Source organism: Pseudarthrobacter cremeus (genome assembly GCF_051857465.1).
Lineage (GTDB): Bacteria > Actinomycetota > Actinomycetes > Actinomycetales > Micrococcaceae > Arthrobacter.
This window is the reverse complement of the sequence record NZ_JBPZHC010000007.1, coordinates 113,961-128,234: the sequence shown is the minus strand read 5'-3', so window position 1 is coordinate 128,234 and position 14,274 is coordinate 113,961. Positions and strand designations below refer to the sequence as shown.

Here is a 14,274-nt window from a genome sequence, read left to right as displayed (position 1 = left end):
CCACTTATCCATGCTCCACCTTGCCGCCGCGTTTGTGGAGCGCTTGTGTCCAGTCTCACGCGGCTCAGACCAGGAGGTCCTCCACATAGGCCACCAGGGTCCGGACCGTGCAGCCGGTGCCCTGCTTGTGGGTGTAGCCATAGGGGCTCCCGTTGTTGAAGGACGGACCGGCGATGTCGATATGGGCCCAGGGAATCTGTTCCCCGTCCTTCCCCTTACCCACGAACTCGCGGAGGAAAACGGCGGCGGTCATCATGCCGCCGTGCCGTTCGCCGATGTTGGCCAGGTCCGCTACCTGGGAATCGATGCTTGGACGCAGTTCTTCCGGCAGCGGCATGGGCCAGACAAGTTCGCCGGCGCGGTCAGCGGCGGCTTTGAGGGGACCCGTGACGCTCTCCGAGCCCATCAGGCCGGCGGTCCGGTTGCCCAGCGCGATGAGCTGCGCACCGGTCAGCGTGGCGACGTCGATGATGGCATCCGGGTATTCGCGGCTGGCGGCGGTGATTCCGTCGGCCATCACCAGACGGCCTTCGGCATCGGTGTTCAGCACTTCGACGGTCTTTCCGCCGAACATTGTCAGGACGTCGGCCGGCCGTGACGCTGCACCGCCTGGCATGTTTTCTGCAATGCACAGCCAGGCCGTGGCTTTCACGGGCAGGCCCAGTCCGGCGATCGCCAGCACAGTATTAAGGACGACGGCGGCTCCTGCCATGTCGCTCTTCATGTCGCCCATGCCCAGGGCAGGCTTAAGGGAAATGCCGCCGGTGTCAAAGGTGATGCCCTTGCCAACGAGCGCTATCTTCGCGGTCGCTTTGGCGGGGGAGTACTCCACCTTGACCAGGCGCGGCTGGCGGGAGGAGCCCTTGCCCACGCCCATGATGCCGCCGAAGCCTTCCTTTTCAAGGCGCTTCTCATCCCAGACCGTCACCTTGACGGGCAGGCCCTTGGACAGCTCTTTCGCGGCCTCGGCGAAGGACTCAGGGTAAAGGTGGCTGGGTGGCTGGTTGACCAGGGAACGCGTGGCGTTGACGGCTTTGCCTATCAGGCCTGCGCGGGTCAGTGCCGTATCCAGTTCCTGGCTTTCCGGAACTGCCGTCCAGATCACAGCGCTGCGGACCGGGTCCTTCAACCCGTCGGCCGATGAACGGTACTCGGTGAAGGAGTAGGCGCCGAGTGCGGCACCTTCGGCGACCGCCGCGACGTCGGAGGTTTCCGCCGTCGGGAGTGCCAGGACAACGGTGGGCAGCCCGGCCAGCTGGCGAACGGCCGAACCCGCGGCGCGCCTGAGCGCCTCCGCGGTCAGCGGACGGTCAGCCGCGACTTTGCCCACACCGGCCAGGACAAGGACCCCGGCTCCCGTTTCGGGCAGGCCGGGGAGCCGGACGATCTGGTCCGCCGCGCCGGTGACACCAAGGACCTTGAGGGAATCGGCCAGTGCTTCGGCCGATTTTCCGGTCAGCGGGTTACTGAGAAGGACAGGGCCGTCCGGGCCTTGTCCCACGCCAATGACGACGGCGTCACTGGGGGTCCTCCTCAGGTCCTTCGAGAGGGTACTAAGGTTGATTTCAGTATTTTTGACCATGGTGCAAGTCCTCAATTCTCGAAAAGGCTGTTCGCGCTGGATGGATGCCAGGCTCCCGGCCATGGAAATCCGGCGGCCGTCCGATCGGGACGGGGCCGGGGTGCAGGCTAAGTCCGTCCGGCACGCCATTGTCGATCGTAGCCGCTGCGGACGCCCGCTGCCGTATTGCGGGAGACCTGCGCCACATCCGGGATGCGCGGAATGCGGGGGTGCCCTGCCGCGTTATAGAAGATATCCACCCGAACCCACGAAAGGAAGACGCCGTGCTTGAACGGATTTCCGGCTCCCTGCTGGACCCCGATGCGCTCTATGCGAGCAACATCGAGCTGTTCCACAGCCCGGCGCTCCGCGGGCTGAACCTGGTGATGGGTTTTACCGGCTTCGCCGATGCCGGCCACGTGGTCAAGCAGATTAACGCGGAGCTGCTCGAAGCCCTCGACGCCGAGACGGTGGCTGTTTTCGACGCCGACCAGCTCATCGACTACCGGTCCCGCAGGCCCCACGTGTCCTTTGTGGAGGACCATCTGCAGGACTACCAGGAGCCCAGGCTTGCACTCTACAAACTTACTGACGGCCTCGGCAGCCCCTTCCTCCTGCTGGCAGGCTTTGAGCCTGACCTTCAGTGGGAACGCTTTGCGCGCGCAGTCGTCGGCATCGTGGAAAAGCTGGAGGTGAACCTCGTGACCTGGATCCACTCCATTCCCATGCCGGTGCCGCATACGCGCCCGGTGGGTGTAACCGTCCATGGCAACCGCCCGGAACTGATCGAGGGGATCTCCGTCTGGAAACCCACCGTGGAAGTCCCGGCGGCCGTGGGGCACATCCTGGAGCTGCGGCTGCTGGAGGCCGGACGCAACGTTGCCGGCTATGTCATCCACGTCCCGCATTACCTCGCGGAAGCGGAGTACCCGACAGCTGCCGTAGCGGGCCTTGAGTTCCTCGGTGCGGCGACGTCGCTGATGATGCCAACGGACAGGCTGCGCGAAGCCGGCAGGGAAGTGGGCCGGCAGATCGCCGAGCAGATCGAAGCCTCGGAGGACGTTCAGCAGGTGGTTGCCCGCCTCGAAGCCCGGTATGACGAAAAGGCTGAAGGCACCGTCCGCCGCTCACTCCTCGCCGATGAAAACGACGAACTGCCCAACGGGGACGAGCTCGGGGCCGCGGTGGAGGCATACCTGGCCCGCGAGAACCCCGGCACGTAGAGCATGCGCCCGGAGGCCTGCATGGGGCGTCCGCCTGGCAGACCCCTGCGGCGCGGCGTCGCCCGCCCGGGCATAATAAGGGAGTGACTTCACCCCGCGCCTGGCTGATCTGGACCATCGGAATCTTCGCGTATCTGGTTGCAGTCTCCCAGCGCACGTCATTCGGGGTGGTGGGTCTCGAAGCCACCGAGCGCTTCCATGCCGGGGCTTCCGCCATCTCGTTCTTTACGGTGCTGCAGCTGCTCGTCTACGCGGCGCTGCAGATTCCGGTCGGTCTCCTGGTGGACAGGTTCGGTTCGCGGACGATGATCGCCGGCGGCGCCGTTCTGATGGGCCTGGGGCAGCTGCAGCTGGCCTTTGCCGACAGCATCCCCGGGGGAGTGGCCGGGCGCGTTCTTGTGGGCGCTGGGGACGCCATGACCTTCATCTCCGTCATCCGCCTGATTCCGCTGTGGTTCGCTCCCGCGCGGGTCCCCCTTGTCACCCAGCTGACCGGCATGTCCGGCCAGCTGGGGCAGCTGATCAGCGTGGTGCCCTTCGCGTTCGTGCTGCACTCCTTCGGCTGGACGCCCGGCTTCCTGATGCTCGCCGGCCTGTCCGGACTGGCCGTGGTGCTCGTCGTGGTGCTCCTCCAGGACCACCCGCCGGGCGCGCCGGTCCAGGGAACGCACCAGGGGCTGCGGGCCACCGGCACAACCCTCGCGAGGGCATGGCGGCAGCCCGGAACCCGGCTGGGGATGTGGAGCCACTTCACCATCCAGTTCAGCGGCACGGTGTTTGCCATGACCTGGGGCTATCCCTTCCTGATATCGGGACAGGGCCTGGACGCCGCAACCGTGGCCGGGCTGATGTCGCTTTACGTGGCCTCGGCGATGGCGGTTGGCCCCTTTTTTGGCCGGTTCGTTTCCAGACACCCCCTTCGGCGGTCCACCATGGTCCTGCTGATCGCCGGGTCCACGGGCGCTGCATGGGCTGCGGTCCTGCTGACGCCCGGCCGTGCCCCGCTGTGGCTGTTGGCCTGCCTGGTGATGGTCCTGGCCATCGGCGGGCCCGGGTCGATGATCGGCTTTGATTTTGCGAGGACTTTCAATCCGGCGCACAGAATCGGCACCGCGACGGGGATTGTGAACGTCGGCGGCTTCATCGCCGCGCTCGTGGCCATCTTCCTGATCGGACTGGTCCTCGATGTGCTGCTGGCCACCGGTTTTTCGCAGGGCGTCCTTTACGGCCTGGACCCCTTCCGTATTGCCCTCAGCGTCCAGTTCCTGCTCCTGGGATTCGGTTCAGTCATGATGCTTGCCTGCCGACGCAAAGTCCGGCGCCAGATGGCGTCCCAGGGTGTTGTGGTGGCGCCCCTCCTGCAGGCCATGGCACAGCAGCGGCGGGCGAGCCTGGCCCAACGGCGTCACCGGGACAGCGCTGACTAAGGCCGGCACTTGTCCTCCACACAGGCTGTTTCGGGAGGATTGTTCACATAGGAAAGCCGGCTCTTCAGACCAGCCACGACCGGGCCAAAGCTGGAGTCATGACACCTCCAGAACACCTGACAGTCCGGGGCCCTGAAGACATCCTCGGGTTCATTCCGCATTCCCTCGGGTACTGGCCGGCGGACAGCCTCGTGGCCATGACCATGCAGGGGAAACGCCTGGGCGCAACCCTGAGGCTTGATTTGCCCGGTCCGGAAACGCTTGCCGACCCCAGGGACTACGCCCGTACAGTGCGCGACTACCTCCTTGCGGACCAGCGCGCCGACGCCGCCCTCCTGGCTTTCTTCACCAACGACGGCTGGATGGAACCGCCTGGAACCTACAGCGGGCTCCTGGGTGCGCTGGAGGACGTCCTGGACTCTGCGGGCCTGACCGTTCGTGACGCGTGGTACGTCGGGGACGCCTACTGGCGTGACGCCCACTGCACCGACCAGGACTGCTGCCCGTTTCCGGGCCGTCCGGTCCAGGCGATCCGTGACAGCATGCTCAACGCGGAGATGGTCTACCGCGGCAGCAGTGTGGGGCCGGCGCCCGCGGTCCGGGACCTCCCCAGGTCACCGGTCTCTGACGCCGAGCGGGACGTCATCCTGGCCTCGGAAGCAGCGTGGGCGGCGCAGCTGGACCGCCGACGGGGGAGCAGGGAGCAGTTCTGCCGGCTGATGGTGCACTGGGAGGCACTGCTGGCCAACCCGCCCGCGGAACCACTGTCGGCGCAGGACGTTGCCTACCTCCGGGCCTCGCTGGCGGTCCCCGCGTGGCGGGACGCTGTCCTGGTGATGGCGGCAGCAGGCCGGACGGCAGCCGTGGCGGGCGCAGTTGCCTTTGGCATCTTCGATGCCGGGTGCACGCTTGACCCCGTTGGGCCGGCACCCCTGGGGACAAACCAGCCTGCATCGTTACTCCTTGGCCCGCACGCCGGGGCTGATAGCGAAGACGGTGCCGACGTCCCGGGATACGGCGAAGTGCTGCTGGGACGTGAACCCGTGCTCCCGGCCTGGTCCAGGCTGAACAACCTGGACCAGGTGCTGGAGCAGCTGTCGGCCTGCGGCGGCCCGGCCGGCGCCTCCGCACTGACCGGCCGGGGGTGGATTGCATGGTGCAGGGGCCGGGGCTCGTACGCGGCCGCATACCTGGGCAGGGCGCTGGAGGAAGAGCCGGGCTACCGGCTGGCGGAACTGATGCTGGAGCTGGTCCGGCGGGGCACGCTCTGCGGCTGGGCTGCGCGCAGGGAAGCAGCCTGGCAAAGGTTCGAACCGGATGCGGCCTAGCCGCAGTCCTTGAGGTCCTGGCGGCAAAACCGTGAGACAATGGTTGCCGAGACCCGGTTGGGTCCGTGAATCAAGTGCTTGTAATTGGCCCTTCCTGGGAACATTACGGCCGCTCCGGCAGTTCTACTTGTAGACTCTGCCGGCCGTGGTTGCACCTGATATTCATCACGGACTTGACAGGGTCATAGTGGTGTTGCCCGTATGGTGATTCCACAGACCGCCGCTAGAAAGGTTTTCTGTGACCCCGTCTTCCGCGAAGAAGGAACCCGCCACTCAGGACGAGTTGTCCCCTGAGGAGAAGCAGGCTGCAACGAACGCCAAGCGAGCAGCGACGCGGGCAGCCAATAAAGCCGTCAAGGATGCCGCCGGTGACGCAGCCGTGGACGGTAAGCCTGAGCCCAAGAAACGCGGGCCCAAGCCCGGCGCCAAAGCCGCAGCCGAGGCCGCCGGAAAATCCGGGCGCAGCGCCTCGGACTCTGATGAAGATGACGCCGAAGAAGATCTCGACGACATCGTCATTGACGGTGCCGGCGACGACAGCGAGATCGACGCCGCCAAGGCTGCCTCCGCAGCCACGGGCAAAGGCTTCGTGTACTCGGATGCCGATGATGACGACGCGCCTGTCCAGCAGGTAATGTCCGCGGGCGCCACCGCCGACCCCGTGAAGGATTACCTCAAGCAGATCGGCAAGGTTGCGCTGCTCAACGCCGAGCAGGAAGTTGACCTTGCGCTCCGTATTGAAGCCGGACTCTTCGCCGAAGAGAAGATCAACGCGGACGACGGCTCGATGGATCCGAAATTCAAGCGCGAACTTGAGTTCGTCATCCACGACGGCAAGCGTGCAAAGAACCACCTGCTCGAAGCCAACCTGCGCCTCGTGGTCTCGCTCGCCAAGCGTTACACCGGTCGCGGCATGCTGTTCCTGGACCTGATCCAGGAAGGCAACCTTGGCCTGATCCGCGCAGTGGAGAAGTTCGACTACACCAAGGGCTTCAAGTTCTCCACGTACGCCACCTGGTGGATCCGCCAGGCCATCACCCGCGCCATGGCTGACCAGGCCCGCACCATCCGCATCCCGGTGCACATGGTTGAAGTCATCAACAAGCTGGCCCGCGTACAGCGCCAGATGCTTCAGGACCTGGGCCGCGAACCCACGCCCGAAGAGCTCGCCCTGGAACTGGACATGACCCCGGAGAAAGTGGTGGAGGTCCAGAAGTACGGCCGCGAGCCCATCTCGCTGCACACCCCGCTGGGTGAAGACGGTGACTCGGAGTTCGGGGACCTCATCGAGGACTCAGAGGCCGTGGTCCCTGCCGACGCCGTGAGCTTCACGTTGCTGCAGGAGCAGTTGCACTCCGTGCTGGACACGCTTTCCGAGCGCGAAGCCGGTGTGGTGGCCATGAGGTTCGGCCTGACCGACGGACAGCCGAAGACTTTAGACGAAATCGGCAAGGTTTACGGAGTCACGCGTGAGCGCATCCGTCAGATCGAATCCAAGACGATGTCCAAGCTCCGCCACCCCTCGCGGTCGCAGGTGCTGCGGGACTACCTGGACTAGGGCCGCCCCGGTCAACGCGGGATCACCTTCCCCCAACATCTTCGGATCGATGGGGATTGAGGTGGTCCCGCGTTTCTGTCTGTCGGCCCGGGTTTTGAGGATCAGGTTCCTCCGCCCGGGTTAAAGAAAGTTAAAGAAATCAGGACCCCTCCGGCCGGAGGGGTCCTGAGATGCTTTTGTCAGGTCCAGTCGACGCCCTTTGGGTCAGTCAACTGCGACGGGAGCCTTCTCGTGAAGCCGTCCCGTCTCGTCGTGCCAGCCGGAGCTCAATGGCTTCAGCGTAGCCTCGACTCCACGGGCGTGGTGGCCGCAGAAGAGCAGCTCACCACCGGAGGACTCGAGTACAACGCGGACATATGCCTGTGCTCCGCAGCGATCGCACCGGTCCAGTGCGTTCAGTGTGCGGTCTGCCACTGCTGTTGTCATGTCGGCCTCCTTAGTAGATCTGTACCTCTATGTAACCAGTATTCGTAGCAAAACCTTCGCAAGGATGGGGCAAGTTCGCTGTCCGCGTAGCCACAAGACTGCATCAAGAGGCTCAAACCCGATCACGGAAACATAACGAGTGGCACTGCCCACACCCCTGCCAGGAGTGGCAGACCGGCCTGCGGGGCCGGGCCGACTAGGCTGGAAACGGCGCCCGCAGCGCCGGCTGTTCCGTCACTGAAGGAGTTCACAACCCGTGGCACCAAGTTCTGATTACACCGCCCGGCACCTTTCCGTACTGGAGGGCCTTGAGGCCGTCCGCAAGCGTCCGGGCATGTATATCGGCTCCACAGACTCCCGTGGCCTGATGCACTGTCTCTGGGAGATCATCGACAACTCCGTGGACGAAGCCCTGGCGGGCTTCGGCCATGACATCAAGATCATCCTCCACGCCGACAACTCAGTGGAAATCCACGACGACGGCCGCGGCATCCCCGTGGACGTCGAACCCAAGACCGGACTCACCGGCGTCGAGGTGGTCTTCACCAAGCTGCATGCGGGCGGCAAGTTCGGCGGCGGCTCCTACACAGCTTCCGGGGGCCTGCACGGTGTGGGCGCATCAGTGGTGAACGCCCTTTCTGCCCGCCTCGACGTCGAGGTGGACCGTTCCAGTAAGACCTACAAGATGTCATTCCGCCGCGGCGAGCCGGGCCGGTTCAAGGACCAGGGGACAAAGCTTGACCCGTCGGCGACGTTTGAGCCATTCGTGGACGGCTCCGTGCTGGATGTGGCCGGCAAGGCAAAGCGCGGGGTCACGGGGACGCGCATCAGGTACTGGGCAGACCGCCAGATCTTCACGCCCGATGCCAAGTTCTCCTACGACGAACTTGCTGCCCGGGCACGGCAGACCTCCTTCCTGGTGCCCGGCCTCAGGCTTACCGTCCGCGACGAGCGCAGGCTGCCAGGGACCCCTGGCGAAGCCGGACCACACGAAGAGGTGTTCCACCACGACGGCGGCCTTTCCGAATTTGTGGACTTTCTCGCTGCCGATCCCGCGGTCACCGACACCTGGCGCCTGCACGGTTCCGGAAAGTTCAAGGAAACGGTGCCCGTCCTGGATGAGCGGGGACACAGCCAGCTCGCCGAGGTCGAGCGGGACTGTGAAGTGGACGTGGCACTGCGCTGGGGCATCGGCTATGACAGCACAGTGCGCAGTTTCGTGAACATCATCTCTACCCCCAAGGGCGGCACGCACCAGTCCGGTTTCGAGCAGGCCCTCGTCAAGACCTTCCGTAAGGCCGTGGAGGCCAATGCCCGCAAACTCAAGGCAGGCAACGACAAGATCGAGAAAGACGACATCTTTGCGGGCATGACCGCTGTCCTGACTGTCCGGCTGGCCGAGCCGCAGTTTGAAGGCCAGACCAAGGAAATCCTTGGCACCTCAGCTGTCCGTGCCATCGTGGCCAGGGTGGTGGAACACGAGATCAATGCCAAGCTCAACTCCGCCAACCGGAACGACAAGGCCCAGTCGGCGCTGCTGCTCGAAAAGATCGTCAGCGAGATGAAGTCCCGGATTTCCGCGCGGGTGCACAAGGAAACCCAGCGGCGCAAGAATGCGCTGGAAACGTCGTCCATGCCCACCAAGCTTGCAGACTGCCGCACCGACGACGTCGAACGTTCCGAGTTGTTCATCGTCGAAGGTGACTCCGCGCTCGGTACCGCCAAGCTGGCACGGTCCTCGGACTTCCAGGCATTGCTGCCCATCCGCGGAAAGATCCTGAACGTGCAGAAGGCATCCGTTGGGGACATGCTGTCCAATGCTGAATGCGCGGCGCTGATCCAAGTGGTCGGCGCAGGCTCGGGGCGTAGCTTCGACCTGGCGGCTGCCCGCTACGGCAAAGTCATCCTGATGACGGATGCGGATGTCGACGGCGCCCACATCCGGACGCTGCTGCTCACCCTTTTCTTCCGGTACATGCGGCCCATGATCGATGCAGGACGGGTATACGCCGCCGTGCCGCCGCTGCACCGCGTGGAAGTCATCAATGCCGGGCAGAAGGCCAACGAGATGATCTACACGTACTCCGAGGCTGAACTCCACGTGCTCCTTGCCCGGCTCGCCAAGGAAGGCAAGCGCTACAAGGAGCCGATCCAGCGGTACAAGGGCCTGGGCGAGATGGATGCGGGACAGCTTGCGGAGACCACTATGGATCCCCGGCACAGGATGCTGCGCAAGGTGGGCATCGAGAACGCCAAGCACGCGGAGGATACTTTTGACCTGCTGATGGGGTCCGACGTTGCCCCGCGCAAGGACTTCATCATCGCCGGCGCCTCCAGCCTGGACAGGGAGCGGATTGACGCCTGATCGGCGTCGGACGTCAGCCCAGCAGGCCGGGCACGACCAGCAGCGCGGTGGGCAGGGCAAGCAGCAACACACAGCCTGCCAGGACCGCCCCGCGGGCAGCCGCGGGCAGCGGCGGCTGGGGAGAGAGCAGCCTGCTGACCCGGGAAACCGTGGTGCGGGCAGAACCCGACACGGCTCCTGACGGGGCCTCAAGTCCGGTCAGGGAAAGGTGTGCGTGAGTCGCCGGCAGTCCCGGCGCAGCCATCGCGGCCATGCCGCCGGAGGGGCCGCTGGCCACAATGGCGATCGCCTTGATGAGCGTGGCCTTGCTTTCTGTCCGCAAGGCAACGTCGTCGGCCAGCATCTCGATCAGCGAGTTCACGGATTCCTGTGCCAGCCGCGTAGTGGGCAGCCAGGGGAGTGCCTGGCGCCAGGCGGCAAAAGCCCAGAGCAGGAGATGGTGGCGTTGGCCCAGGTGCGCGTTCTCGTGAATCAGGACGGCCCGCAGCTCGGCGGGCTCAAGGGCTGCCATCAGGCCGTCCGAGAGGACAGTCACGGAACGGGCCCCGCCCGGGAGGCAATAGGCCACCGGCGAATCATGGCTGATGACCATCGTTCCGGTGCCATCTGCGGACGGCGAGGCCAGGAGCAGCAGGAGCTCACGGTGCCGGCGCCGCTGCCGCTCGATCTTGTAGTAGGTCAGCAGCAACGTGAACACCAGGTGGGCCAGAAGGAGCGCGGCGGCGGAAAGGGCAAAAATATGCCAGAAGCCAAGGGCCGTCGTCGGCGCATTGAACAGGACCATGCCGGCCAGTGCCCGTAGCCCTGCGATCAGGTTGTCGCCGACCGGCTCAAGACCGTAGACGAGCATCGCCCCAATCATGGACAGTCCACCCGCAAGGGCGATGGCCTGCCACAGGAGCATGGCCGTAAACGGCGAGCGGGCAGGCCACGAGGCGCGGGAAAGGAAGACAGGCACTGGCCATGCCAGGACTATCGCGAGGACCGCCAGGAGGTACGAGGTCCAGAACATGGTCCCCTAGACGTGGCCAAGCAGTTTGCGCAGGGTCTCCGCTTCACTTGCGGTCACTGATCCGATAAAGCGGGCCAGCACGGCTTCGCGGTCCGGGGCTGAGCCCAGCACTTCATGCATCAGTTCGGCCGTGTGGTCTTCCCTGCTGGACACGGCCTGGTAGCGGTGCGGCCGTGTGCCGCGTTCCCGCTCCACCAGGCCCTTCTTCTCCAGCCGGGAGAGGACGGTCAGAACCGTGGTGACGGCAAGTTCCTTGCCCTCGTGGCCCGCGACGCCGCCCTGCGCACCGGTGCTTTGCGCCAGTTTGTCGCGCAGGGTATTCGCGGTGGCTGCTTCATGGCCTGCCCAGAGCAGATCCATCACTGCCCGTTCCAGTTCGCCAAGACTTGCCATTGCCATACATCCTTAGGTTTTTCCCTGCACCGGGCGACCGAACGGCCGCGGTGACTGCCAACGAAAACAACAAATACAAGAACAAATTTACCCGGTTTCCGCCCGAATTTCTACGTACGGTAGAACGCCACGCCGCGCCGGGGCCCCGGAATGCCGCTTCCGAGGCCTTGTGGGCTCTCCGACTCCATGGGACTGTGTGTTTTACAGTGTCCGCCGCATTGTTCTACACTCGGTAGAAGTTACATTTCTACGAAACGTAGAAGAGTCGAGACCGCCAACACGAGGAACTGCCTTGGAAGCTTTGGACATCGCACGCTGGCAATTCGGGATCACCACCGTCTACCACTTCATGATGGTGCCGCTCACCATCGGCCTTGGACTGGTGGTTGCCCTCATGCAGACCGCCTGGCACCGCACCGGCAAGCAGGAGTACCTGCGGATGACGAAGTTCTGGGGCAAGCTGTTCCTCATCAACTTCATCATGGGCGTGGCAACGGGCATCGTTCAGGAGTTCCAGTTCGGCATGGCCTGGAGCGAATACAGCCGCTTCGTCGGGGACGTCTTCGGTGCCCCGCTGGCACTGGAGGCCCTGCTGGCCTTCTTCGTCGAGTCCACCTTCCTCGGCCTGTGGATCTTCGGCTGGAAGCAGCTCAAGCCCGGCATCCACCTTGCCTGCCTCTGGATCGCCGTGGTGGGCTCGGTGTTCTCTGCGTACTTCATCATTGTTGCCAACAGCTGGATGCAGCACCCGGTGGGTGTGGAGCTGATCGACGGGCGTCCCGTCATGACGGACGCGTGGGCAGTCTTCACCAACAACACAGCCCTGGTAGCCGTCCCGCACACGCTGATGGGCGCGCTGGCTGTGGCCGGCGGCTTCCTCCTGGGCATCGCCTGGTACCACCTCTGGCGGCGGAGGCGGGACGGCATTGACACCGTGGACGCCGACGGCAAGGTGGTCCCGGGTGAAGCCGCCATCCCGGGCCGCGACCGGACCGACTACACAGTATGGATCAAGTCCCTGCGGATCGGCGCCGTTGTGGCCATGATTTCCTTTGCCGGCACTGCGCTCACCGGTGATCTGCAGGGCAAGCTGATGTTCGAACAGCAGCCCATGAAGATGGCCGCGGCCGAGGCCGCCTGCCACGACGGCACCGGTTTCTCGGTACTCAGCGTGGGAAACCTCGGCTCCAGGAACTGCGACGAGATCGTGGCCCTGATTGAGGTTCCCGGCATTCTTTCGTTCCTCGCCAAGGGTGACTTCACCACCGAGGTCCCCGGCGTGAACGGCCTCCTGGACCAGTACAAAGCTGATTACGGAACGCACCTTCCGGACAACCCGATCTACGGGGAGCGCGCCGGCCAGGAGATTGAATACGTCCCCGTCATGGAGGTCACCTACTGGGGTTTCCGTATGATGATCGGATTCGGCGGCCTCGCAGCCCTGGCCGCGCTGGTTGCCCTGTGGATCACCCGCAAGGGTACGGTGCCCGAATCGCGCTGGCTGATGCGGCTCGCGGTCTTCGGCATCCTGGCACCCTTCGGGGCTAACGCCGCCGGCTGGATCTTCACGGAGATGGGCCGCCAGCCCTTCGTCGTGGCCCCGAATCCGGACCTGAACGGCATCGACCAGGTATTCATGTTCACCGCCGCTGCCGTCTCACCGGGTGTTTCGGCGGGGGAGCTGCTCACCTCCCTCATCGTCCTGACGGCAGTGTATGCGCTGCTGCTGGTGGTGGAAGTGAAGCTGCTGGTCACCTACATCCGGGGCGGTGTGGTGTCCGGCATGCCCGAACTGGTGCACGCCCCCGCTGACGAAAACGAGGACGAAACCCCGGGCGGCAAGGGCGGCGGCCAGAAGCCCGCCGACGACGTCCTGTCTTTCGCCTACTGATTCGCCGACTACGAAGAGCTGAGGATACACAGAATGGAACTGCTGCCCACCATCTGGTTCATCGCCATTGCGGTGTTGTGGACCGGCTATCTCTTCCTGGAAGGCTTCGACCTGGGCGTGGGGATGCTCATGAAGCTCTTCGCCCGCAACAACACCGAGCGGCGGGTGCTGCTGAACACCGTTGGGCCCGTCTGGGACGGCAACGAGGTATGGCTGCTGACAGCCGGCGGTGCAACTTTTGCTGCCTTCCCGCTCTGGTACGCCTCACTGTTTTCGGCCCTCTACTTTCCGCTGCTGGTGGTGCTGGTGGCACTGATCTTCCGCGCCGTGGCCTTCGAGTACCGCGGGAAGGTGGACACTGAAAGCTGGCGTGCCCGCTGGGACTGGGCCATCGCGCTGGGCTCCTTCTTTGCGGCCTTCGGCGTGGGAGCGGCCCTGGCCCTGACCACCACCGGACTGCCGCTGAACTCCAACGGTGACCGTGTGGGGGACTGGCTTTCCTGGTTCAGCGGCTACGCCGTGCTGGGCGGACTGGCTGTGGTGGGCTTCTCCCTGCTGCATGCCCTGGCTTTCCTGGCGCTGAAGACCGACGGCGAAGTCCGCCTTCGTGCCGGCCGCTGGTTTGTCCGGCTGCTTCCGGTCCTGCTGCTCCCAATCGCTGCCTGGGCCGTCAGCGTCCAGTTCAGGAACGGCGAGCCGTGGACGTGGGCATTGGTCATCCTGGCCGTGGGGGCCGCGGTTGCTGCCTGGCTGCTGGCCCGTAACGGCTCCGAGGGGCGGGCGTTCATGGCCATGGGCGGCTTTCTCCTGCTGGGCTCCGCATCCATCTTCGGCGCCGTGTTCCCGGTAGTGCTCCCCTCGACCCTGGACCCTGCCTTCGACCTGACCGTCACGAGTGCTTCCTCGTCCGATTACACCCTGGGGCTCATGAGCATCGTGGCGGCCGTCGGCCTGCCGCTCGTGATCGTCTACCAGGCATGGACCTATTGGGTGTTCCGGAGGCGGGTCAGCGCGGACCATATTCCGGCCGCGCACAGCTTCCTGCCCGCCATCGCAACCAAAGCCTTCACCAGGAACGGCTGAGCCTGCC

At 64.9% G+C, this 14,274-nt stretch carries 11 protein-coding genes; 7 read left to right on the top strand and 4 right to left on the bottom strand.

Annotated features, from left to right (window positions below; genetic code table 11):
• Positions 1-64 precede the first annotated feature (64 nt).
• Entirely contained in the window at positions 65-1,582 is a 1,518-nt protein-coding gene (locus ACS5PJ_RS14250; RefSeq protein WP_439435519.1) for a leucyl aminopeptidase, read from the bottom strand.
• Between the two features lie 263 nt (positions 1,583-1,845).
• On the opposite strand from ACS5PJ_RS14250, the gene ACS5PJ_RS14245 reads away from it, so the two are divergent.
• The 4 genes from ACS5PJ_RS14245 to ACS5PJ_RS14230 all read left to right on the top strand — a co-directional run bounded on the left by ACS5PJ_RS14245 (position 1,846) and on the right by ACS5PJ_RS14230 (position 7,097).
• Positions 1,846-2,784: a proteasome assembly chaperone family protein gene (locus ACS5PJ_RS14245; RefSeq protein WP_439435518.1), complete on the top strand. Its 939-nt coding sequence runs from the start codon at positions 1,846-1,848 to the stop codon at positions 2,782-2,784.
• An 83-nt stretch (positions 2,785-2,867) separates the two neighbouring features.
• On the top strand, positions 2,868-4,211 hold the full coding sequence (locus tag ACS5PJ_RS14240; protein ID WP_439435517.1) for an MFS transporter: 1,344 nt from the start codon (positions 2,868-2,870) through the stop codon (positions 4,209-4,211).
• Positions 4,212-4,309: 98 nt separating this feature from the next.
• Entirely contained in the window at positions 4,310-5,539 is a 1,230-nt protein-coding gene (locus ACS5PJ_RS14235; RefSeq protein ID WP_439435516.1) for a DUF4192 domain-containing protein, read from the top strand.
• Positions 5,540-5,777: 238 nt separating this feature from the next.
• On the top strand, positions 5,778-7,097 hold the full coding sequence (locus tag ACS5PJ_RS14230; RefSeq protein WP_439435515.1) for an RNA polymerase sigma factor: 1,320 nt from the start codon (positions 5,778-5,780) through the stop codon (positions 7,095-7,097).
• Positions 7,098-7,301: 204 nt separating this feature from the next.
• Here the strand turns inward: ACS5PJ_RS14230 and ACS5PJ_RS14225 are convergent, their stop codons facing one another.
• Positions 7,302-7,523: a DUF7455 domain-containing protein gene (locus ACS5PJ_RS14225; protein ID WP_354147448.1), complete on the bottom strand. Its 222-nt coding sequence runs from the start codon at positions 7,521-7,523 to the stop codon at positions 7,302-7,304.
• 256 nt (positions 7,524-7,779) lie between these two features.
• Between ACS5PJ_RS14225 and ACS5PJ_RS14220 the strand changes: the two genes are divergently transcribed.
• Positions 7,780-9,888, top strand: a complete 2,109-nt coding sequence (locus ACS5PJ_RS14220; RefSeq protein WP_439435514.1) for a DNA gyrase/topoisomerase IV subunit B — start codon at positions 7,780-7,782, stop codon at positions 9,886-9,888.
• Between the two features lie 13 nt (positions 9,889-9,901).
• Here ACS5PJ_RS14220 and ACS5PJ_RS14215 read toward each other — a convergent pair whose 3' ends face one another.
• Both ACS5PJ_RS14215 and ACS5PJ_RS14210 read right to left on the bottom strand, forming a co-directional pair.
• On the bottom strand, positions 9,902-10,900 hold the full coding sequence (locus ACS5PJ_RS14215; protein WP_439435513.1) for a M56 family metallopeptidase: 999 nt from the start codon (positions 10,898-10,900) through the stop codon (positions 9,902-9,904).
• 6 nt (positions 10,901-10,906) lie between these two features.
• Positions 10,907-11,293, bottom strand: coding sequence for a BlaI/MecI/CopY family transcriptional regulator (locus tag ACS5PJ_RS14210; protein WP_354147451.1), 387 nt, complete (start codon positions 11,291-11,293; stop codon positions 10,907-10,909).
• A 292-nt stretch (positions 11,294-11,585) separates the two neighbouring features.
• On the opposite strand from ACS5PJ_RS14210, the gene ACS5PJ_RS14205 reads away from it, so the two are divergent.
• Together ACS5PJ_RS14205 and cydB are read left to right on the top strand one after the other, a co-directional pair.
• Entirely contained in the window at positions 11,586-13,184 is a 1,599-nt protein-coding gene (locus tag ACS5PJ_RS14205) for a cytochrome ubiquinol oxidase subunit I (RefSeq protein WP_439435512.1), read from the top strand.
• Positions 13,185-13,217: 33 nt separating this feature from the next.
• Positions 13,218-14,267 (top strand): cytochrome d ubiquinol oxidase subunit II, encoded by a 1,050-nt coding sequence (gene cydB / locus ACS5PJ_RS14200; protein WP_439435511.1) that lies wholly within the window; start codon positions 13,218-13,220, stop codon positions 14,265-14,267.
• The last annotated feature ends 7 nt before the right edge of the window (positions 14,268-14,274 follow it).

What these genes read in the sequence shown, in the direction of transcription:
- ACS5PJ_RS14250 (WP_439435519.1), bottom strand. Translation starts at nt 1,582, where the DNA reads ATGGTCAAAAATACTGAAATCAACCTTAGTACCCTCTCGAAGGACCTG.
- ACS5PJ_RS14235 (WP_439435516.1), top strand. Translation starts at nt 4,310, where the DNA reads ATGACACCTCCAGAACACCTGACAGTCCGGGGCCCTGAAGACATCCTC.
- ACS5PJ_RS14225 (WP_354147448.1), bottom strand. Translation starts at nt 7,523, where the DNA reads ATGACAACAGCAGTGGCAGACCGCACACTGAACGCACTGGACCGGTGC.
- ACS5PJ_RS14215 (WP_439435513.1), bottom strand. Translation starts at nt 10,900, where the DNA reads ATGTTCTGGACCTCGTACCTCCTGGCGGTCCTCGCGATAGTCCTGGCA.
- ACS5PJ_RS14210 (WP_354147451.1), bottom strand. Translation starts at nt 11,293, where the DNA reads ATGGCAAGTCTTGGCGAACTGGAACGGGCAGTGATGGATCTGCTCTGG.
- cydB (WP_439435511.1), top strand. Translation starts at nt 13,218, where the DNA reads ATGGAACTGCTGCCCACCATCTGGTTCATCGCCATTGCGGTGTTGTGG.